The organism is Nocardia rhizosphaerihabitans, from assembly GCF_014646295.1.
In the GTDB taxonomy this organism is placed as follows: domain Bacteria; phylum Actinomycetota; class Actinomycetes; order Mycobacteriales; family Mycobacteriaceae; genus Nocardia; species Nocardia rhizosphaerihabitans.
Genome location: NZ_BMNE01000002.1, coordinates 1,104,357 through 1,123,408, shown reverse-complemented (window position 1 = coordinate 1,123,408; position 19,052 = coordinate 1,104,357). Strand labels below are relative to the sequence as shown.

General features: G+C 68.4%; 20 protein-coding genes. 17 read left to right on the top strand and 3 right to left on the bottom strand.

The genetic code is table 11. The features are described 5' to 3' along the window. The first annotated feature begins 136 nt into the window (after positions 1-136). From IEY60_RS11650 to ftsX, 4 genes are all read left to right on the top strand, one after another. Complete coding sequence (locus tag IEY60_RS11650) at positions 137-994, top strand: mechanosensitive ion channel family protein (protein ID WP_189026922.1); 858 nt, start codon at positions 137-139, stop codon at positions 992-994. Continuing rightward, complete coding sequence (locus IEY60_RS11645; RefSeq protein ID WP_189026920.1) at positions 981-1,130, top strand: Rv3103c transmembrane domain-containing protein; 150 nt, start codon at positions 981-983, stop codon at positions 1,128-1,130. The genes IEY60_RS11650 and IEY60_RS11645 overlap by 14 nt, the downstream gene beginning before the upstream one ends. Positions 1,131-1,201: 71 nt before the next feature. Beyond that, complete coding sequence (gene ftsE, locus IEY60_RS11640) at positions 1,202-1,891, top strand: cell division ATP-binding protein FtsE (RefSeq protein WP_189026917.1); 690 nt, start codon at positions 1,202-1,204, stop codon at positions 1,889-1,891. Beyond that, a complete protein-coding gene (ftsX, locus tag IEY60_RS11635; RefSeq protein WP_189026915.1) occupies positions 1,891-2,793 on the top strand; it encodes a permease-like cell division protein FtsX in 903 nt (300 codons plus the stop codon). Before ftsE ends, ftsX begins: the two co-directional genes overlap by 1 nt. A gap of 27 nt (positions 2,794-2,820) precedes the next feature. On the opposite strand, the gene IEY60_RS11630 is transcribed toward ftsX, so the two are convergent. Further along, complete coding sequence (locus IEY60_RS11630; RefSeq protein ID WP_189026913.1) at positions 2,821-3,195, bottom strand: MerR family transcriptional regulator; 375 nt, start codon at positions 3,193-3,195, stop codon at positions 2,821-2,823. Positions 3,196-3,255: 60 nt separating this feature from the next. Here IEY60_RS11630 and IEY60_RS11625 point away from each other — a divergent pair, with 60 nt between their 5' ends. Continuing rightward, complete coding sequence (locus IEY60_RS11625) at positions 3,256-4,017, top strand: alpha/beta fold hydrolase (protein WP_189026911.1); 762 nt, start codon at positions 3,256-3,258, stop codon at positions 4,015-4,017. Between the two features lie 6 nt (positions 4,018-4,023). Here the strand turns inward: IEY60_RS11625 and IEY60_RS11620 are convergent, their stop codons facing one another. Then, positions 4,024-5,442, bottom strand: coding sequence for a glycosyltransferase family 39 protein (locus tag IEY60_RS11620; RefSeq protein ID WP_189026909.1), 1,419 nt, complete (start codon positions 5,440-5,442; stop codon positions 4,024-4,026). 130 nt (positions 5,443-5,572) lie between these two features. Here IEY60_RS11620 and IEY60_RS11615 point away from each other — a divergent pair, with 130 nt between their 5' ends. The 3 genes from IEY60_RS11615 (at position 5,573) to IEY60_RS11605 (ending at position 8,820) form a co-directional block, all read left to right on the top strand. Next, positions 5,573-6,967, top strand: a complete 1,395-nt coding sequence (locus IEY60_RS11615) for an acyl-CoA dehydrogenase family protein (RefSeq protein ID WP_189026906.1) — start codon at positions 5,573-5,575, stop codon at positions 6,965-6,967. A gap of 31 nt (positions 6,968-6,998) precedes the next feature. After that, positions 6,999-8,216 carry an acyl-CoA dehydrogenase family protein gene (locus tag IEY60_RS11610; RefSeq protein ID WP_189026904.1) on the top strand — a complete coding sequence of 406 codons (1,218 nt, stop codon included), beginning with the start codon at positions 6,999-7,001 and terminating at the stop codon, positions 8,214-8,216. 130 nt (positions 8,217-8,346) lie between these two features. Beyond that, the gene (locus IEY60_RS11605; RefSeq protein ID WP_189026902.1) at positions 8,347-8,820 is read left to right on the top strand and encodes a hypothetical protein; all 474 of its coding nucleotides are present in this window, start codon (positions 8,347-8,349) and stop codon (positions 8,818-8,820) included. A gap of 19 nt (positions 8,821-8,839) precedes the next feature. On the opposite strand, the gene IEY60_RS11600 is transcribed toward IEY60_RS11605, so the two are convergent. Next, positions 8,840-9,802: a DUF5996 family protein gene (locus IEY60_RS11600; RefSeq protein WP_189026900.1), complete on the bottom strand. Its 963-nt coding sequence runs from the start codon at positions 9,800-9,802 to the stop codon at positions 8,840-8,842. Positions 9,803-10,028: 226 nt separating this feature from the next. Here IEY60_RS11600 and IEY60_RS11595 point away from each other — a divergent pair, with 226 nt between their 5' ends. The 9 genes from IEY60_RS11595 to IEY60_RS11555 all read left to right on the top strand — a co-directional run bounded on the left by IEY60_RS11595 (position 10,029) and on the right by IEY60_RS11555 (position 19,015). Then, positions 10,029-11,015, top strand: a complete 987-nt coding sequence (locus tag IEY60_RS11595; protein ID WP_189026898.1) for an AurF N-oxygenase family protein — start codon at positions 10,029-10,031, stop codon at positions 11,013-11,015. A 63-nt stretch (positions 11,016-11,078) separates the two neighbouring features. After that, positions 11,079-11,393 carry a type II toxin-antitoxin system Phd/YefM family antitoxin gene (locus tag IEY60_RS11590; RefSeq protein WP_189026896.1) on the top strand — a complete coding sequence of 105 codons (315 nt, stop codon included), beginning with the start codon at positions 11,079-11,081 and terminating at the stop codon, positions 11,391-11,393. Next, positions 11,390-11,767, top strand: a complete 378-nt coding sequence (locus IEY60_RS11585) for a PIN domain-containing protein (RefSeq protein ID WP_189026894.1) — start codon at positions 11,390-11,392, stop codon at positions 11,765-11,767. Before IEY60_RS11590 ends, IEY60_RS11585 begins: the two co-directional genes overlap by 4 nt. Before the next feature lie 120 nt (positions 11,768-11,887). Continuing rightward, a complete protein-coding gene (locus IEY60_RS11580) occupies positions 11,888-12,523 on the top strand; it encodes a hypothetical protein (protein ID WP_189026892.1) in 636 nt (211 codons plus the stop codon). A gap of 106 nt (positions 12,524-12,629) precedes the next feature. Then, complete coding sequence (locus tag IEY60_RS11575; protein ID WP_189026890.1) at positions 12,630-13,121, top strand: ArsR/SmtB family transcription factor; 492 nt, start codon at positions 12,630-12,632, stop codon at positions 13,119-13,121. Positions 13,122-13,158: 37 nt separating this feature from the next. Beyond that, a complete protein-coding gene (locus IEY60_RS11570) occupies positions 13,159-14,844 on the top strand; it encodes an acyl-CoA synthetase (RefSeq protein WP_373291690.1) in 1,686 nt (561 codons plus the stop codon). Positions 14,845-14,977: 133 nt separating this feature from the next. Next, the gene (locus IEY60_RS11565; protein ID WP_189026886.1) at positions 14,978-16,636 is read left to right on the top strand and encodes an acyl-CoA synthetase; all 1,659 of its coding nucleotides are present in this window, start codon (positions 14,978-14,980) and stop codon (positions 16,634-16,636) included. Positions 16,637-16,691: 55 nt separating this feature from the next. Further along, positions 16,692-17,252: a hypothetical protein gene (locus IEY60_RS11560; protein WP_189026883.1), complete on the top strand. Its 561-nt coding sequence runs from the start codon at positions 16,692-16,694 to the stop codon at positions 17,250-17,252. A gap of 293 nt (positions 17,253-17,545) precedes the next feature. Next, positions 17,546-19,015 (top strand): PepSY-associated TM helix domain-containing protein, encoded by a 1,470-nt coding sequence (locus IEY60_RS11555; RefSeq protein ID WP_189026881.1) that lies wholly within the window; start codon positions 17,546-17,548, stop codon positions 19,013-19,015. The last annotated feature ends 37 nt before the right edge of the window (positions 19,016-19,052 follow it).

Genomic DNA, 19,052 nt, shown 5'->3' with positions numbered 1-19,052 from the left:
CTGTTCGCTCGCCCGTCCCGGGCGTGTTCGCGTTTGACCGGGCACCGAGACCCCGCTGTAACCTTTCGGGTGTGTGTTCGAGCCAACCGGAACTGTGTCAGCGCAACCCCCGTCGACTCTCGGCCGGGGCGAGGCGATGAGCGGCGTCCTCGCGATCAACACGGCCCCGGAGATCACCGGGTGGCTGCGGTCGAGCGGGCTCGAGATCGTCCTGCTGGTGGTCGGCGCGATGCTGTTCGGCCGGTTCGCCGCGTTCATCCGCGACCGGGTGACCACCAAGATCGACGCCGGTTTCCATTCGAGCGACGCGCTGGTCCGCACCGAAGCGGCCAAGCATCGGCATGCCTTGGCCCAGGTCATCACGTGGGTGGTGCTGACCATCGTCTACGTGCTCGTCGGCATGGAGGTGCTGCGCAGGCTCGGCTTCGCGGTGACGGGTCTGGTCGCCCCCGCGGCGGTCCTCGGCGCCGCGCTCGGTTTCGGCGCCCAGCGGATCGTCCAGGACATCCTGGCCGGATTCTTCCTCATCACCGAACGCCAGTACGGCTTCGGTGACGTGGTGCAGATCTCGGTCACCGGCTCCGCCGATCCGGCCGAGGGCACCGTCGAGGATGTGACGCTGCGCATCACCACCCTGCGCAACTCCGACGGCGAGGTCATCACCGTCCCCAACGGGCAGATCGTGAAGGTGACCAACCTGTCCAAGGACTGGGCGCGTGCCGCGATCGACGTGCCGGTATCGGCGCAGGCCGACATCACCAGGATCAACGAGATCCTGCACGAGGTGTGCACCAAGGCCTACCAGGATCGCCGCCTCCAGCCCCTGCTGCTCGACGAGCCGTCCGTGATGGGTGTGGAAGATCTCTCGCTCGACGAGATGAACATCCGGATGGTTGCCCGCACATTGCCGGGCAAACAATTCGAAGTGGGGCGCGAACTGCGCGTGCGCGTCGCCGCGGCCCTGCGTAAGGAAGGAATCAGTGAAACCACGTAAGTCGACAGCGATCCTGATGGCCACCTGGGTGTCCACGTTCGTCGTCTACCTGTTCGTCAAGCCCGCCGAGACCGCGAACACCGGTCCGGTGTCGCTGCTCAACGCCGTCCCCGCCTGGGTCGATCCGACGCCATAGGATTGCTCGCCGCCTCGCCGACGACGTCGGGGCCCGGTCACCGAAGGGGTCGCTGGCTACACTGGCTCCCCGTGATCACCATGCGCAACGTCACCAAGTCGTACAAGACATCGACGCGGCCGGCGCTGGACAACGTCTCCGTCGAGGTGGACAAAGGCGAATTCGTCTTCATCATCGGCCCGTCCGGTTCGGGAAAGTCGACCTTCATGCGGCTGCTGCTGAAGGAGGAAGCGCCGACCTCGGGCGAGATCCGGGTGGCCGATTTCCGGGTCGACCGATTGCCGGGGCGCAAGGTGCCGAAGTTGCGGCAGCGGATCGGGTGCGTCTTCCAGGATTTCCGGCTGCTCCAGCAGAAGACCGTGGAGCAGAATGTGGCCTTCGCGCTCGAGGTGATCGGCAAACGGCAGCAGTTCATCGAACGCACCGTGCCCGAGGTGCTCGACATGGTCGGCCTCGGCGGCAAGGGCAATCGGTTGCCCTCGGAGCTGTCCGGTGGTGAGCAGCAGCGCGTGGCGATCGCGCGCGCGTTCGTCAACCGGCCGCTGGTCCTGCTCGCCGACGAGCCGACCGGCAACCTCGACCCCGACACCAGCGCCGACATCATGTCGCTGCTGGAACGGATCAACCGCACCGGCACGACCGTGCTGATGGCCACCCACGACAACCACATCGTCGACGCGATGCGCAGGCGGGTGGTGGAGCTCGACCACGGCAGACTCGTGCGCGACGAGGCGACCGGTGTCTACGGGGTGGGACGATAATGCGACTGAGTTTCCTGTTCACCGAGGTCGCCGACGGTCTGCGCCGCAACCTGACGATGACCGTCGCGATGATCCTGACCACCGCGGTGTCGCTGATGATGCTCGGCGGCGGCATGCTGTCGGTGCGGATGGCCGACAAGACCGAGAACTTCTTCATCGGCAGGCTCGAGGTGCGGTTCTACCTCGACGACGCCGTCTCCGACACCGACCCCGACTGCGCCGCCGAGCCCTGCAAATCCCTGCTCGCGGACCTGAAGGGCACCTCGGGTGTGGAGAGCGTGCAGTTCCTCAACCGGGCCGACGCGCTCGAGGAGGCCAAGCAGCTGTTCGCCGATCAGCCGGAGATGGTGCAGTACATCGCCGATTCACCGCTGCCCGCCTCGCTGCGGGTGAAGATGACCGATGCCGATCAGTATCAGCACATCTACGACAGCTTCGCGACCAGGCAGGGCGTGCGGATCGTCGCCAACGACAAGGAATTCGTCGACCGGCTGGTCAGCCTGTTCGACGGGTTGCGCAATGCCGCGTTCGGCCTGGCGCTGGTGATGGCGCTGGCGGCGATGCTGCTGGTGTTGAACATGGTGCAGATCGCCGCGTACACGCGGCGCACGGAAGTCGGCATCATGCGCCTGGTGGGCGCGACGCGCTGGTATACCCAGCTGCCGTTCCTCTTGGAGGCGGTGGCGGCCGCGTTCGTCGGCTCGGTGCTGGCGATCCTCGGCCTGGTCATCGCCCGGCCGCTGGTCATCGACCGCGCGCTGGGCCCGCTGTTCGACAGCAATGTCTTCCCGCGGATCACCGGTGACGACATCGCCGTGGTGGCGCTGACGATCGCGCCCATCGGCATCGTGTTCGCCGCGGTGACCGCCTATCTCACCCTGCGCTTCTACGTCAGGGAGTAGTCCCGGCACCGCGATGGCGGGGACCTGTTATCGGGTCCCCGCCATCGGCGTCTGTGCGCCGAGCGAGGCGCCGAGTTGCGCGGTGAGTTCGGTGCGCTGGCGATCCAGGTCGGCGATGCGCCGGCCCAGCTCGGCGGTGCGCTCGGACATGATCCGCACCGACATCTCGCACGCCTGCACCGGTCCGCCGGGTTCGGCGCACGGCATCAACTGACCGATGTCCTCGGTGGTGAGGCCCGCGGCGAGCAGCTCACGGATCTTCGCCACGGCCGCCACCGCCGATTCCGGATAGCTGCGATACCCGTTCGGGTCGCGGTGCGGATGCAGCAGACCCTGTTCCTCGTAGTAGCGCAGCAGCCGTGTGCTGACGCCGGTGCGGTGCGCGAGTTCGCCGATCAGCATGTGATCACCCGCACTGTCGCCTTGACCTTCACACCCATGTGAATCCCTAACCTCCGTCGCATGACAACGATTCCCCTGCAGACCACCGTCCTCGGATCCGGCCCCGGCATCGTGCTCGCGCACGGCGGCGGCGGTGCGATCGAGAGCAACTTCGGCGTCGTCCTGGCCGACCTGGCCGCCGGGCACACGGTGGTCGCCTCCGACTACCCCGGCGACGACACCCCGCTCGACCTCGATGCCCTCGCCGACGCGCTGGTGGCGGCCGCGGTCGAGGCGGGCGTGCCGACCTTCACGATCGTCGGTTTCTCCCTCGGCACCGCCGTGGCCGTGCGCGCCGCCGCCCGGCATCCGGAGCGGGTCACCGGCCTGGCGCTGACCGCCGGGCTGGCCGCCCCCGACAACCGGGCCAGGCTGGCCGTGCAGGCCTGGCAGGACCTGCTCGACCGGGGCGCGCACGAGAGCTTCGCCCGGCTGGTCCTGCTGACCGGCTTCGCGCCCGAGTTCGTCAACGCCCTGCCCGCTGCCGCGATCGACGAACTGGTCGCCCAGACCGCCGCCACGATCCCCGGTGGCACCCGGCAGCAGGCGGCGCTGATCGAGACCGTCGACACGACCGCCGACCTCGCGGGCATCACGGTGCCGACGCTGATCGTGAACACCACCGCCGATCTGCTCGTCGACCCGGCCAACTCCCGCGCGCTGGCCGCCGCGATTCCCGGCGCCGAGTACACCGAGATCGACGCGGGTCATGTGGTCATGGCCGAGCAGCCCGACGCGTGGCGCAAGGCGCTGCTCGAATTCCTGGAGCGACAGGGTCTCTAGGCGGGTTCAGCCGAGGGTGCGCAGCTCGGGCCACACCTGCGACCACGGCCGGACCGGCTCGCGGCAGACGAACAGCGGTTCGCCCTGCTCGTCGTTGTCGATCCCGAGTCCGTTGTCGAGCACGCCTGCCGGTTCGACGACAGAACACAGGCCGGTGAGCCGCGCACGGTCGATTCCGACGGTGAGCACCGTGGTCGCGGTGTCCGGCGGCGGACCCCACCACCAGTAGGCGTTGTGGCCCGAATACGGTGTCGGCAGGTCGTATTCGGCGCCGTAGCGCTCGATGGCACCGGCTTCCCCGTAGTTCGCGGTGAGGATGGCGGCGCCCGGTGGCCGGGCTGCCGCCACCTGCGCGACGACCCGGGGCCAGCCGATCGTCTCCCCCGCGTCGTAGTTCACCGCGAGGACAGGCGAGTCGGGCAGCTGCGCGACCGGAAGCACGGGCAGGAACAGCACCGCCGACATCGCGGCATTCAGTGCGATCACCGAACCGGCTGCCGCCCAGCGCTTTCCCCGATCACCGAGCGCCGTCGCGAGTCCGACCGACCCGGCCGCGAGCAGCACCGGATACATCCCGCCGAGGTAGTACGCCTTACCGCCCGCCACCAGAAACAGCACGAACAGCAGACCGTAGGCGATCGGAAACGCCCGGTACCGCGAGTGCCACAACCGCCACAGACCGTAGCCCCACAGCGGCACGAGCAGCGGGCCGAACAATCCGAACTGCAAGAGCACGAACATGATCGGCGAGTCCGAGGTCCCCGACGAACCGCCCGCGATCGCCCTGCTCAATGCCCACTGCGGCCAGCCGTTGGCCGCCTGCCACCACAGATACGGTGCCGCGATCAACGCCGCGATCGCACAAGCCGCCGCGAAGTACTTGGTGGCAAGCACTTTTCGCAGCGAAGTCAGCAGCACCGCGACCGCGAGCACACCGACGGGCACGACCACCAGCACCTTGTTCTGCACGCCGAGCCCGACCACCGCGCCGACCGCGAGCCACCACCGCGGATCCGCCCCGCGCAGCAGCTTCAGCATCAGCAGACAGATCAGCGACCACGCCGCCAGATCGAACACCGTCGTCCCGAACAGGTGACCGGCCGCCTGCACCATGGCCGCGCTCGCCACGGCACCGGCGGCCAGCGCCCGCGCGCCACGGCCCCCGCCCAGCTCTTTCGCCATCAGCCCCGCGCACACCACGACGAAGGTCGCGGCGGTGATCGCGGGCAGTCGCAATACCCACAGCGCATCGGGGTCGATCGTGGCAATCAGCCGGGCGAGGGCGGGGGTCAGCGGCGGCTGGTCGGGATATCCCCAGTCCAGCCGACGGCCAGCGGCCAGGAAGTACATCTCGTCACGGTGGTAGCCGTAGCGCGTCGTGGTGATCAACAGAACAAGGGCGAAAACCGACGCGATCACGGTCACTCGTCCAGACTGACACGAAATCACCGATTCCAGGGCTGTCGACGAGCTTCTTACTCCAGAGTAAGATAGTCTTACCGAGGAGTAAGATAGCTGGGGTCACAAGCGCCCCGACAGCCGAGGAAATCAGGTGATGATGAGCACTCGAGACAGCGCGACGAAGCGACGTCCGAACGACACGTCCGCGGTCGGCCTCAGCCAGCCCAAGCGGGACTGGATGGGCGCCGCGATGCGCGCTTTGACGACCATTACCGGGTCGGAGCTCGCCGAGAAGTACAACCTGCGCAAGCCCATCGAACGCGTCACCTACGAGGGCACCAAGACCGGTTTCCGGACTCTGGGCGCGGCCACTCGCACCTTCGCCAAGGTCACCGGCGGCGGCCAGCCCAAGCGACTACCCGACAACGAGGCCAAGACCAAGGACTACTTCGACCTCACTCCGTCCGACGAGCAGCAGATGATCGTCGAGACCGTGAAGGACTTCGCCGGCGAGATCCTGCGCCCGGCCGCCTACGAGGCCGACAACGCGGCCAAGGCGCCGCGTGACCTGCTCGAGCGCGCCGCCGAACTCGGCATCACCCTGATCAACGTGCCCGAGGAGCTGGAAGGCGCGGCCAGCGAGCGTGGCGCCGTCACCAATTCCCTGGTGGCCGAGGCTCTCGCCCATGGCGACATGGGTCTGGCGCTGCCGATCCTGGCGCCCAGCGGCGTGGCCGTCGCCCTGTCGCAGTGGGGTACCGACGCGCAGCAGCAGACCTACCTGCCCGCCTTCACCGGCGAGAACGTGCCGCAGGCGTCCGTGGTGATCAACGAGCCGCGCGCGCTGTTCGACCCGTTCGCCCTGCAGACCAAGGCCACCCGCTCCCCCAGCGGCTTCCGCCTCAACGGTGTGAAGAGCCTGGTCCCGGCCGCCGCCGACGCCGAGCTGTTCATCGTGGCCGCCGAACTCGACGGGCGCCCGGCGCTGTTCATCGTCGAGTCCGACACCGCCGGCCTGTCCGTCGAGGCCGACCCGAGCATGGGTCTGCGCGCCGCCGGTCTGGGCCGTCTGATCCTGGACAACGTGGCCGTCGGCGCCGACGCCGTCCTCGGTGACGGTGACGCCAAGGCGCGCGCCGCGGAGTACACCGACGCGGTGCAGCTGGCCCGGCTCGGGTGGTCGTCGCTGGCGATCGGCACCGGCCAGGCCGTGCTCGACTACGTGATCCCCTACGTGAACGAGCGCGAAGCGTTCGGCGAGCCCATCTCGCACCGCCAGGCGGTCGCCTTCATGGTCGCCAACATGGCGATCGAGCTCGACGGTCTCCGCCTGGTGACCCTGCGGGGTGCATCACGCGCGGAGCAGGGTCTGTCCTTCGCCCGCGAGGCGGCGCTGGCGCGCAAGCTCGCCACCGACAAGGGCATGCAGATCGGCCTGGACGGCGTGCAGCTGCTCGGCGGCCACGGCTTCACCAAGGAACACCCGGTCGAGCGGTGGTACCGCGACCTGCGAGCCGTCGGCGTTGCCGAGGGCGTGGTGCTGGTCTAGTCGGTCCGTCTTCGATACCCAGGAGAATTCCATGATCAACCTCGAACTCCCCAAGAAGCTGAAGGCGAGCGCCAACCAGGCCCACCAGGTCGCCTCGCAGATCTTCCGTCCCATCTCCCGCAAGTACGACCTCGCCGAGCACGCGTACCCGGTCGAGCTCGACACCATGGCCGCCATGGTCGAGGGGCTGGCCGACTCCGGCACCCAGAAGATCGGCGGCGCCGCGGGCGGCCGCAACGACGAGGCGGGCGAGACCGACATCCTCGCCAATGCCAACGGCGGCAACATGTCCGCGCTGCTCAACGCCCTGGAGACCTCGTGGGGCGACGTCGGCCTGATGCTGACCATCCCCTACCAGGGTCTGGGCAACGCCGCCATCGCCGCGGTCGCCACCGACGAGCAGCTGGCCCGCTTCGGCAAGGTGTGGGCCTCGATGGCCATCACCGAGCCGTCCTTCGGTTCCGACTCCGCCGCGGTCACCACCACCGCCGTCCTCGACGGTGACGAGTGGGTCCTCAACGGCGAGAAGATCTTCGTCACCGCCGGTGAGCGTTCCACCCACATCGTGGTGTGGGCCTCGGTCGACAAGAGCCTCGGTCGTGCGGCGATCAAGTCGTTCGTCGTCCCGCGTGACGCTCCCGGCCTGTCGGTGGCGCGGCTCGAGCACAAGCTCGGCATCAAGGCCTCCGACACCGCGGTGCTGCTGTTGCAGGACTGCCGCATCCCGGCCGACAACATCCTCGGCTCGCCGGAAGTCAACGTGGAGAAGGGCTTTGCCGGGGTCATGCAGACCTTCGACAACACCCGCCCGCTGGTCGCCGCCATGGCCATCGGTGTCGCCCGCGCCGCGCTCGAGGAACTGCGCACCATCCTCACCGAGGCCGGTGTCGAGATCTCCTACGACACCCCCGCGATGAACCAGCACGCCGCCGCGGCCGAATTCCTGCGCATGGAAGCCGATTACGAGTCGGCCTACCTGCTGGCCCTGCGCGCCGCCTGGATGGCCGACAACAAGAAGCCCAACTCCCTCGAGGCTTCGATGTCCAAGGCCAAGGCAGGCCGCACCGGCACCGATGTCACCCTCAAGGCCGTCGAACTCGCAGGCACCCTGGGCTACTCCCAGCGCCTGCTCCTGGAGAAGTGGGGCCGCGACTCGAAGATCCTCGACATCTTCGAGGGCACCCAGCAGATCCAGCAGCTGATCGTGGCTCGCCGCGTCCTCGGCAAGACCAGCGCCGAGCTCAAGTGAGCTGGTAGACAACGCGAAACCGGTGCGAGCCTCGATGGCTCGCACCGGTTTCGCGTTGCGGGGAGTTGTCGGGGTGGCTGGCTAGGGTGACACCGTCGCGTGCCGCGGGGCAGGCGGAAGCGAGGGTGGCATGGGCTGGACAGCGAACGGACTGCTCGTCGAAGGGACGATCGATGCGGCGCGGTTGCCGGGGCATCCCGGAGACAGCGGCGAGACCGTCGATCTGGCGCAGGCGTTCTCGCGTCCGGTCGACTACGCGGTCGCCGAGGTCGACGGGTGGACGTCGATCCTGGATCCGCACATCCTGGTGACCTTCGACGACGACGCGGTCCTCGCGCTCTCGGGAACCCGCCGCGCACTCGCCTATGCCGCCCACAGCGTGTCGGACACCTACGGATTCGGGTGGTACTCCGGCGGACAACCGATTCGGCGAATCATCTACTCGGCGGGCGAGCTCGCCGACGAAACCGGCGGCGTACTCCCCGACGAAGCCCGACTCGAAGCCGACATCGACGAGGACTTCATCTTCGACATCATCGCCAACCTGACCGGACTCGGCTGGGGCAAGATCGCCGACGCCACCTATCGGGTGTGGACGGCATGAAGCCGAATGCGGCGCTACCTCAGAGTGCCGCCGTGTCGTCGGCGTGCAGGACTCGGTCGAGACGGTGGGGGTTGATGTCGAGGAGTTTGCGGTCCCAGTGGGCCAGGTCGGCGGCTGCCGCGTAGGTGGTGTCGAGGAAGTTCAGGAGGGTGGCGTCGGGGTCGGGGGATTGGCGGACAACGTCGTAGGGGAGGACGAATTCGCCTAGGGTGGCGTCCCATTCGGCGCCGTCGGGGCCCGCGGGACGGGTGGAGTAGCCGTGGGGGGCGGGGTAGGCGTAGGCGTAGAAGGTGCCTTCGGTGCCGCCTGCCCAGAAGCCGGCGCTGGCGCATTCGCGGGAGTAGGCCTCTTCCATGACCCAGTCGGCGCAGTTGGGGGCGCCGCCGGGGTGCAAGGGGGCGGTGCGGCCGGAGAAGCGGGTGCAGGCCAGGTCGAGGGAACCCCAGAAGACCTGCACCGGACTGGATTTCCCGGCGAAACCGGCACGCCAGAGCTGGAAGACGCGCTGGATCTGGACGAGCTGCTGCCAGAACAGGGTGACGGCGTCGCCGTCGTAGGAGTGGTGGGTGGTGTCCTCGGCGAACGGGATCGCGGGGTCGACTTCGTTCGGCGAGGCCTCGATGTCGACCACGGCGTCGAGCCGGCCGAGCACATGACCCAGCTCGGCGTAGAAATCGGCGACCGTGCGCGGACGCAAGGCGATGATGGCGTGGCGGCCGTCGCTGGTGCGCAACACGAGTTCGTGGTCGAGGAAATCGAATTCGATGTCGAGCAGGCGGCCGTCGACGGGGATCGCGCCGGTCGACAACCCGCGCGCGCTGACCGCGAAGGTGACATTCCACCAGTGGTTGACCAGCGGTGTGCCCGCCATCTTCAGCTTGCCGATGATCTGGGTCCACATGTGCAAGGTGTCGCGGGTGTCGGTCCAGGAATCGACCCGCAGGGACGGCCACACGGCCTTGGCGGGAGTCAGCTGTGCCATCGGAATCCTCGCTCTCTCGGTGTGCGAGCGGCGCTGGTCCGCCCGTTTCACTCCACAGCCAGGGACCTGGCTGACTGGTCAACCGTCCGACACGTTCTGCGATTGCCCCATCGTACGTCGGCACAGGTGGGGCGCGCTGGACAAGCGCAACACCTGCACTACAGTTGCCTGAGACTCCGAGTCCCATATAAAGTGAGATCCGGGCCACCCGAAGGAGACACCGCCGATGCTGTCAACCACGCTCAAGAACACCGCCACCGATCCCGAGTACCACGAGATCCTGCGCAACCTGTCCGAAGGCTCGGTGAACCGGCACTTCGATCCGTATGTCGACATCGACTGGGATTCGCCGGAATTCGCCGTGCATTCCGACGATCCGCGCTGGATCATGCCCGAGGAGGACCCGCTGGGCCGTCACCCCTGGTACAAGGCGCAGCCGGTCGACAAGCAGATCGCCATGGGCATGTGGCGTCAGGCCGGGATCGCCAAGGTCGGCCTGGATTTCGAGCAGCTGCTGATCCGTGGGCTGATGCAGTATCTGGTCTCGGTGCCCAACGGCGATCCGGAGTTCCGGTACGTCACCCATGAGGCTGCCGAAGAGTGCAACCACACGATGATGTTCCAGGAGATGATCAACCGGATCGGCTACCGCGATGTGATCGGCATGGGCTCGATCGACCGCAAGCTGACGATGGCCATCTGGCCTGCGGTGAAGTACTTCCCCGAGCTGTTCTTCACGATGATCCTCGGCGGCGAGGAGCCGATCGACCACCTGCAGAAGTCGCTGCTGCGCGCCGGTGTCGACCTGCATCCGATGGTGCAGCGCGTGATGCAGATCCACGTGGCCGAGGAAGCCCGCCACATCTCCTTCGCCCACGAATACCTGCGGCGCAATGTGCCCGGCATGAACCCGATCATGAAATCGGTTCTGTCCGTGGCCTTCCCGATCGCCATGCGGGTGATGCTCGACATGATCATGACCCCGCCCAAGGAGTTCGTGGAGAAGTTCGACATTCCCGCCGAGGTCATGCGCGAGGCCTACTGGAGCGGCCCGGAATCGCAGACCACGATGCGCAACATCTTCGGCGACGTGCGCGCCCTGGCCACCAACAGCGGCCTGATGAACCCGGTCTCGAAGCTCACCTGGCGCCTGCTCGGCATCGACGGCCCGGTCACCCGCTACCGCAGCGAGCCGGCCCGCAAGGCCGCCTGAGGTCAGCGGCGATGGCCCGCAACGTCGCCCAGCCGGACTGTACACAGCGATGTACAGTGAGATATGGCCGATTATGAAACTGTGCCGTTGACCGAGTTGCGAGGTCAGCTCGGTAATGTTTTCGACGGGGTGTCCGCCAGCGGACGGCCGGTGATCGTGACGCGGGAGGGGAAGGAATTGGTCGCGGTGGTACCTGCCGAGGTGTTGCGCCACGGGGCACTGCCCCCCGCGTATTTCAACGACGACCTGCGCGAACAGATCCTGGGCGGCCTCGACGACCGGATCAAGCGGCATTCCGCGGACGAGATCGCCGATGCGGAAGCGAAGCTGGACAAATTGATGAGCGCGCTGGACGGCACGGGCGCGAGCGGCCGGTGAGCGTCGCCGACCACACCGCACTGACCTCCCTCGCCCTCTCTCCCCTGTTCGGGCAGGTGATCATGCGGCAGTTCACCCAGCAGCGCCGGATCATGGTGGTGCCGACGGTGAGCTTGATGGCGGCCATGCGCGCCGTCGACAACATCGACGAGCTCGGGCGCCTGCTCGACAATCGCGTCGCCGTGCGCTGGGCCGAGCTGGACGCCGCGACCGCGATCCGCATCGGCACCACCGTGCCGATGGCCGACGACCACACCGAATGGCCGCTCGTCGCGCCCGTGGTCTTCACCGCCCAGCACCTCGATATGCCGGTACTCACCGCCAAACCCGAGCTCTACCGCGGCTACAAGGTGCAGATCGCCCCGATGCCGTAAGGCCAGGGCAGTGATCGAGCACACATCCGGGTTCGGTTACGGTGCACGGGCGGCCGACGGCCGCAGAGCGGACGATTCACCAGGGAAAGCTGTACCAGGAACACTCGAGGAGAGCTGGTTATGCATCATCTGAGTTTCATGCGTCGCTTCACCACCGCGGTGGCCGCCACGTCGGCCGCCGTCGCCGTCGTCCTCGCCGCCCCGGCGGGCGCGGAACCGGCGCCCCAGACCACGGTCGACGTGGCCGCGGCCGTCGCACAGCTGCGCACCACCGTGGCGGACAACCCGGGCGCGCTCGCCGCGCTCGACAAGCTCGTCGACAAGGGCACCGTCGACGTGGCGTTGCCCGCGCAGCCGTTCCAGATTCCCGCGACCTCCGACATCGGCCAGAACGGCGGCGGCGCCGGCGTTTACGGCTCGGGCATCGCGCTCGACATCAACGGCTTTCGGCTCGGCTTCTTCGGCGGACCGGGCACGATCTCGCCCAACCAGACCGGAGCCAAGCTCGAGGTCATCTGGCTGAACCTGTCCACCGGGCAGAGCGGCACCGCGATCCTGGCCGAGCACCAGGACGTGCCGGTCGACACCACGATCCGCACCGCTTCGCTGAACACCGGTAACGGCCTGGTCGTCGCCGCGGTGTACGGCAACCTGTGGCACCGCTGGTCCGTGCCGGTCGACGAGGCGCACCCGGACGGGTACGCCTACAAGCTCGGCACCATTCAGCAGCCGTCTTTCGGCGCTGTCACCCGATAGTCTTTCGCTCGCGCACGCACCCCGGAATCACGGTTCCGGGGTGCGTCGGCGTTTTCGGCCTGCAAGCTTGCAGCGCAACGGGTTCGGTGTGGCGTAGGTTTGCCGCGTGGATCTGGTCGACCGACTCGAAGAACTGGAACGGCGGGTTGCCGCCCTGGAGCAGTCCGGAGGTGGCGACGCACAGCTGCCGTGGGCCGTCGCGCGGCTGCGCAAAGAATTCGACGACGCCGGGGTGCGCAACGGCGGCGTGCTGCTGGCCGGGGCGCTGCAACTGCCGACCGGTGAACGGCTGGACTGGCAGGCACAATTCGCCACCGACGCCATCGTCGGCGACGTCTGGACCATCGAGGCCGCCAATTGCCTTGCCGTCCTGGCAAATCCGGTGCGGCTGCGGTTGCTGCGCGAGATCGTCTACGGTCGCCGCACCGCCGCCGACCTCGCCGCCATCGAGGAACTGGGCACCTCGGCCGAGATCTACCAGCATCTGCGGCAGCTGGCCGCGGTCGGCTGGCTGCAGACCGCGGGGCTCGGCCGGTTCGAGGTGCCCGAGGGCAGGCTCGTCCCGTTGCTCGCCGCGTTGGCGAGCGCGCAGCGCTGATCGGTAAATGTCCCAATTGCCCGTTTAGATTGCTGTGATGCAGGGCACATCGACTGCTACCGTGGGCATCCAGGACCGATGCTGTGGAGGTAGCCGAGTGAACGTGAGCCATCTGCTCGAAACTGTGAAGGCGCTCGGGGTGCTGCGGTCACGCGGCGTCACCGACCCGACGAAGCCGGTCGAGACCCTGCGGACGATGAAGGAATCCAAGATCTACGGCCCGCAGGCCACCCTCGTCCGCCACTCCGCCCGGGTCGCGCCCGATCAGGTCGCGCTGGCCGACGAGCGCGGCGAGCTGACCTACCGGGAACTCGACGACCAGTCGACGGCGATCGCGCGCGGCCTGCACGACGCGGGCATCGGCGAGGGCATGGTGATCGCCGTGCTGGCGCGCGACCACCGCGGGCTCATCATGTCGATGATCGCCGCGGGCAAGCTGGGCGCGCGGATCGCGCTGATGAACACCGGCTTCGCCAAGCCGCAGTTCGCCGAGGTGTGCGAGCGCGAGCAGGTCCGGGCCGTGCTGCACGACAGCGAGTTCATCGGCCTGCTCGACGCGCTGCCCGCCGACCTGCCGCGCTTTTTGACCTGGGTCGACGAGGGCGCCCAGCTGCCCGAGGGCGCCGCCACCTTCGACGACCTCATCGCGGGCAACTCCACCGAGCCGCTGCCCGCGCCGAGCAAGCCGGGTGGCTTCATCATCCTCACCAGCGGCACGACCGGCCTGCCCAAGGGCGCCCCGCGCACCAAGGTGACACCGATGGCGACCGCGCAGTTCGTCGACCGGGTGCCCTTCCCCAAGCGCGGCGTCATGATGATCGTCTCGCCGATCTTCCACAGCACGGGTCTGGGCACCTGGCTGGTCGGCACCATCCTGTCGAACAAGATCGTCATGCGCCGCCGCTTCGATGCCGAGGCCACCCTCGCCGCGATCGCCGAGCACAAGGTCGAGATGCTCGTGTGCGTGCCGACGATGCTGCACCGGCTGACCGAACTGCCCGCCGAGGTCCGCGCCAAGTACGACACCTCCTCGCTGAAGGTGATCCTGTTCGCCGGATCGGCGCTGTCGCCGGAGCTGTGCATCCGGGCCACCGAGGTGTTCGGGCCGGTTCTCTACAACCTCTACGGGTCGACCGAGGTGGCCATCGCGACCATCGCGAACCCGGCCGAACTGGCCGAGGCGCCGGGCACCTGCGGGCGCTCGCCGATCACCTGCGAGGTCCGGCTCTACGACGAGAACGATCAGCGGATCACGGCGCCGGAGACCGCGGGCCGGATCTTCGTACGCAGCGGCGCGCCCTTCGAGGGCTACACCGACGGCAGGAACAAGCAGATCCTCGACGGTTTCATGTCCAGCGGCGACCTCGGGCACTTCACCAAGAGCGGGCTGCTCATGGTCGACGGCCGCGACGACGACATGATCGTCTCCGGCGGTGAGAACGTCTTCCCGCAGGAGGTGGAGAACCTGCTGGTGGAGCGGCCCGACGTGTTCGACGTCGCGGTGGTCGGCGTCGACGACGTGGAGTTCGGGAAGCGGCTGCGGGCCTTCGTCGTCCTCGAAGAGGGACACACCACCCAGGCCGCCGAGATCCAGGCGCACGTCAAGGAGAATCTGGCCCGCTACAAGGTGCCGCGCGAGGTGGTCTTCGTCGACGAACTCCCCCGCAACGCGACCGGCAAGATCTTGCGGCGAGTCCTCATCGATTATGAGGTGTCACAGTGAGGTCGGGGGCCTGAGAGACAGAGCACAACCAGCCCGGGATGCTTGCTACTGTTAGCACCAGCACTGGATCTCGATGACGCGGTCCGGCCCCACGTGTGTTCGACGTGGGATCGGTCTGCCGGAAGGCTGTTCGATGTCTCTGTCTCTGCCCGCGCTCGGTGGAACCGCCCGGCGCGCCGGTGATTTCGCGCTCGGCGTCAAAGTGATGATGGATCGCAAGCTGTTCAATCCGCTGCGCCTGGATCACGCCGCCCGCTCGTTCCGCAATGTCTCCAGGTTCGGCCCGTTCGCCGGCGTGGTCATGCACGCCGCGCAGACGCGGCCGGACGCGGGCGCCATCGTCGACGAGCGCGGTGAGCTCACCTTCGGCACGCTCGACGAGCAGTCCAACGCCCTGGCCCGTGGGCTGCGGGCCAGCGGGATCAACGAGGGCGATGTGGTCGCCGTGCTTGCCCGCGATCACCGCGGCATGGTGCTGAGCCTGCTCGCCGCGGGCAAGCTCGGCGTGCGCGCGGTCCTGATGAACACCGGTTTCGCCAAGCCGCAGTTCGCTGACGTGGCCGCGCGCGAGAAGGTCAAGGCGGTGCTGCACGACAGCGAGTTCGTCGACCTGATGAGCGCCATCCCCGCCGACATCCCGCGCATCCTCACCTGGGTCGACGAGGCCGACGGCGTCGACGCGTCGATCCCGACCGTCGAGTCGCTCTCGGCCGGTCGTTCGGTCACGCCGCTGACCCCGCCGAGCAAGCCGGGCGGCATGGTCATCCTGACCAGCGGCACCACCGGAACACCCAAGGGCGCCCCGCGCGACAAGGTGAGCCCGTTCGCCTCCGCGCAGTTCGTCGACCGGGTACCGCTGCCCAACAACGGCACCATGATCATGGCCGCGCCGATCTTCCACGGCACCGGTCTGTCGCAGTTCACGCTGGGTCTGGCGCTGGGCAACCGGGTGATCTTCCAGCAGCGCCGGTTCGATCCGGAGAAGACGCTCGCCAATATCGCGCAGTACCGGGCGGATTCGCTGGTCGTCGTCCCGACGATGCTGCAGCGCATCCTCGATCTGGACGAGCAGATCCTGGCGAAGTACGACCCGAAGACCATCAAGGTCATCTTCGCGGCTGGTTCGGCCATCGCGCCCGACGTGGTGACCCGCACCCTGGACTACTTCGGTGACAGCCTCTACAACCTCTACGGCTCCACCGAGTGCGCCGTGATGACGGTGGCGACCCCGGCGGACCTGCGCAAGGCGCCGACCACCGCGGGCAAGGCGCCGGTCGGCATCCGGATCGTGCTGCTCGACGAGAACCGCAAGCCGATCACCGAGCCGAATGTCACCGGAACCATCTTCGTGGACAACGGTTTCGCGTTCAGCGGCTACACCGACGGCCGGACCAAGGAGATGGTCGACGGCATGATGTCCAGCGGTGACGTCGGCCATTTCGACGCCGACGGGCTGCTCTACATCGACGGCCGCGACGACGACATGATCGTCTCCGGCGGCGAGAACGTCTTCCCGCTCGAGGTGGAGAACCTCATCGCGGGCAGGCCGGACGTGTTCGAGGCCGCGGTGGTCGGCGTCGACGACCGCGACTACGGCAAGCGGCTGCGCGCGATCGTGGTCCCCGGTCCGGACTCGGCGCGCGACGCCAAGGAGATCAAGGAGTACGTCCGCGAGAACCTGGCCCGTTACAAGGTGCCGCGCGAGGTGATCTTCGTCGACGAGCTGCCTCGCAACGCCACCGGCAAGCTGCTGCGCAAGCCGCTGATCGAGATGGACTTCGACGAGGCGTGAGCCTGGCTGTCCCGGTCCGGCCGAGCGGCCGATGCCGGTCGTCTAAAATCAGCCGGTGATCATCGAGTTCGGGCAGGCGCCTGCGCCGTCGCGTGCCACCGGCGCGCGGCTGCGCGGTGCCTGCGCGGGCTCGATGTCGGGGGCGCTGTCGCTGGCCGCCCACGGGCTGGCCTCCGGCGGCGCGCTGCCCGGCAGCACCACCGTCGTGCTGCTGGCCGCGGTATCGGCCGTGGTCGGCGCGTTGGTCGCGGGGGTCGGACCGTTGCGCCGCGGCGCGAGCGGGCTGGCCGCGGTTCTGCTGGGTGGTCAGCTGCTCGGCCACACGACGATGAGCTGGTCCGGGCACGCGCACCACGGTGATGACTCGCTCGGGCTCGGGATGCTCACCGCCCACCTCGTCGCGGCGATCCTGGCCGCTGTCGTCATCATCGGTGTCCAGGCCGCCTATCGGATCGGCGGCGCCGTGCTGGCGCGGATCCTGCCCCTGCGCTACCGCTCCCCCCGCATTCCCGACCCGGCGCCGCTGCGCTTGGTCCACCGCGACCGCGTCATCCTGCGGATCTTCGCCGCGCAGTCGCTGCGCACTCGCGGTCCGCCGCTCGCGATTCCTTTCTGAACCTCTCCCCCACCCGGTGCACGGCCTTTCGCCGTGCGCTGTTCGCACGTCGGAACACGCGACCTCGTCGTCGGCTCGTCCGGCCGTCACGGTGCACGCCTCGTGATCGGCCCGACCGGCCATCGAGGTCCGCACCCGCGCATCGCCGGTCGGCACGCCTGGTCGCACTCCGAGTTTCGACGTCGGCTCACCTGTGCACTCCCACGGACGCAGTCACTGCGCCCGGCCGAGAGGAGGCACGGTCGACACCGCCTGCGCACACCGGGTTTCCAGTACTCCAGAAACGAATCATCATGAGCATCACGGACACCCGTCCGACCGAGGAACCCGCCTCGGCGCCACCGGAATCCGGTGGACGGTCACGCTCCGGCGACCGCCGGGGCTTGCGTCTCTATCCGCTGGCCATGCGCCTGCACTTCTACGCGGGCGTCTTCGTCGCCCCCTTCATCCTGATCGCGACGCTCACCGGCGCGCTGTACGCGATCGCGCCCACGATCGAGGGATTCGTCTCCCGCGACCTGTTGCAGGTCGATACCACCGGCCCTGAGCAAGCACTGTCGGCGCAGGTCGGCGCGGCGGTCGCCGCCAAGCCCGACCTGCCCCTCGTCGCCGTGGCTCCGGCCCCGAGCGACGGCGAGACCACTCGCGTGCTGTTCAACGACCCGGCCCTCGGTGATTCCGAGCGGCTCTCGGTGTTCGTCGACCCGCACACCGCGCAGCCGGTCGGCGAGGCCGTCGTCTACGGCAGCGGTGGCGCGCTGCCGCTGCGGACCTGGATCAGCGAATTCCATCGCAGCCTGCACCTGGGCGAGACCGGCAGGCTCTACAGCGAGCTGGCCGCGTCCTGGTTGTGGGTGATCGCCCTGTTCGGCCTCGTGCTGTGGGTGCACCGGGTGCGCAAGCGCCGCGCGAAGCGCTCGGCGCAATGGCTGCTCGCGCCCGATCTGTCCGAGCCCAAGCGGCGCAAGCTGAACTGGCACGGCGCCATCGGCTTCTGGATCCTGCCGGTGGTGCTGTTGCTGTCGGCGACCGGTATCACCTGGTCGACCTATGCCGGGGAGAACGTCACCAAGCTGCGCGAAGAACTGAGCTGGACCACCCCCGCGATCGACGTGAAGCTGCCGGGCACCGCCGGTCCCGCGCAGTCCGCGGGCGGCGACCACCACAGCGCGGGCCACACCGCGCCCGCGCCGGTCGACCCGGCGGGCCGGATCGCCCAGCTCGACGCCGTGTGGGAGATCGCCCGCGCGAACGGCATCACCCAGGCCGCCGAGATCGCGATCCCGGCGAAGCCGGAGAAGGCGTTCGGCGTCAAGGAACTGCGCAATCCCGGCACCTACACCATCGACGCGGTCGCGATCGACGGCGTCACCGGCGCGGTCACCGACCAGCTCGCCTTCGCCGACTGGCCGCTGATGGCCAAGCTGACCAACTGGGGCATCGCCTTCCACATGGGTCTGCTGTTCGGTCTGCCGAACCAGTTGCTGCTGCTCGCGGTGGCGCTGGGCCTCGCCGCGATGATCGTGCTCGGCTACCTGATGTGGTGGCAGCGGCGCCCGACCCGCAAGTCGAGTCGTTTCGCGGTCGGCGCCGCCCCGCGTCGTGGCGTGCTGCGCAAGACCTCCCTGTGGATCACCGTGCCGCTGCTCGCGACGGCCGTCGTGGTCGGCTGGTTCGTCCCGCTGGTCGGGCTGAGCCTGCTCGGCTTCCTGATCGTCGACGTCGCGCTCGGCCTCGCCGCGCGCGCCCAGCCGTCGGCCTGACCCACTCCCCACACGGCGCAGCGAAAGCGCTTCGCCG

Bases quoted from the DNA above. Each gene is read 5' to 3' on its own strand.
- IEY60_RS11600 (WP_189026900.1), bottom strand. From the start codon at position 9,802: ATGGCACAGCTGACTCCCGCCAAGGCCGTGTGGCCGTCCCTGCGGGTC.
- IEY60_RS11595 (WP_189026898.1), top strand. From the start codon at position 10,029: ATGCTGTCAACCACGCTCAAGAACACCGCCACCGATCCCGAGTACCAC.
- IEY60_RS11650 (WP_189026922.1), top strand. From the start codon at position 137: ATGAGCGGCGTCCTCGCGATCAACACGGCCCCGGAGATCACCGGGTGG.
- IEY60_RS11605 (WP_189026902.1), top strand. From the start codon at position 8,347: ATGGGCTGGACAGCGAACGGACTGCTCGTCGAAGGGACGATCGATGCG.
- IEY60_RS11630 (WP_189026913.1), bottom strand. From the start codon at position 3,195: ATGCTGATCGGCGAACTCGCGCACCGCACCGGCGTCAGCACACGGCTG.
- IEY60_RS11565 (WP_189026886.1), top strand. From the start codon at position 14,978: ATGTCTCTGTCTCTGCCCGCGCTCGGTGGAACCGCCCGGCGCGCCGGT.
- IEY60_RS11625 (WP_189026911.1), top strand. From the start codon at position 3,256: ATGACAACGATTCCCCTGCAGACCACCGTCCTCGGATCCGGCCCCGGC.
- IEY60_RS11555 (WP_189026881.1), top strand. From the start codon at position 17,546: ATGAGCATCACGGACACCCGTCCGACCGAGGAACCCGCCTCGGCGCCA.
- IEY60_RS11580 (WP_189026892.1), top strand. From the start codon at position 11,888: ATGCATCATCTGAGTTTCATGCGTCGCTTCACCACCGCGGTGGCCGCC.
- IEY60_RS11590 (WP_189026896.1), top strand. From the start codon at position 11,079: ATGGCCGATTATGAAACTGTGCCGTTGACCGAGTTGCGAGGTCAGCTC.
- IEY60_RS11615 (WP_189026906.1), top strand. From the start codon at position 5,573: ATGATGAGCACTCGAGACAGCGCGACGAAGCGACGTCCGAACGACACG.
- IEY60_RS11570 (WP_373291690.1), top strand. From the start codon at position 13,159: ATGCAGGGCACATCGACTGCTACCGTGGGCATCCAGGACCGATGCTGT.
- IEY60_RS11610 (WP_189026904.1), top strand. From the start codon at position 6,999: ATGATCAACCTCGAACTCCCCAAGAAGCTGAAGGCGAGCGCCAACCAG.
- ftsX (WP_189026915.1), top strand. From the start codon at position 1,891: ATGCGACTGAGTTTCCTGTTCACCGAGGTCGCCGACGGTCTGCGCCGC.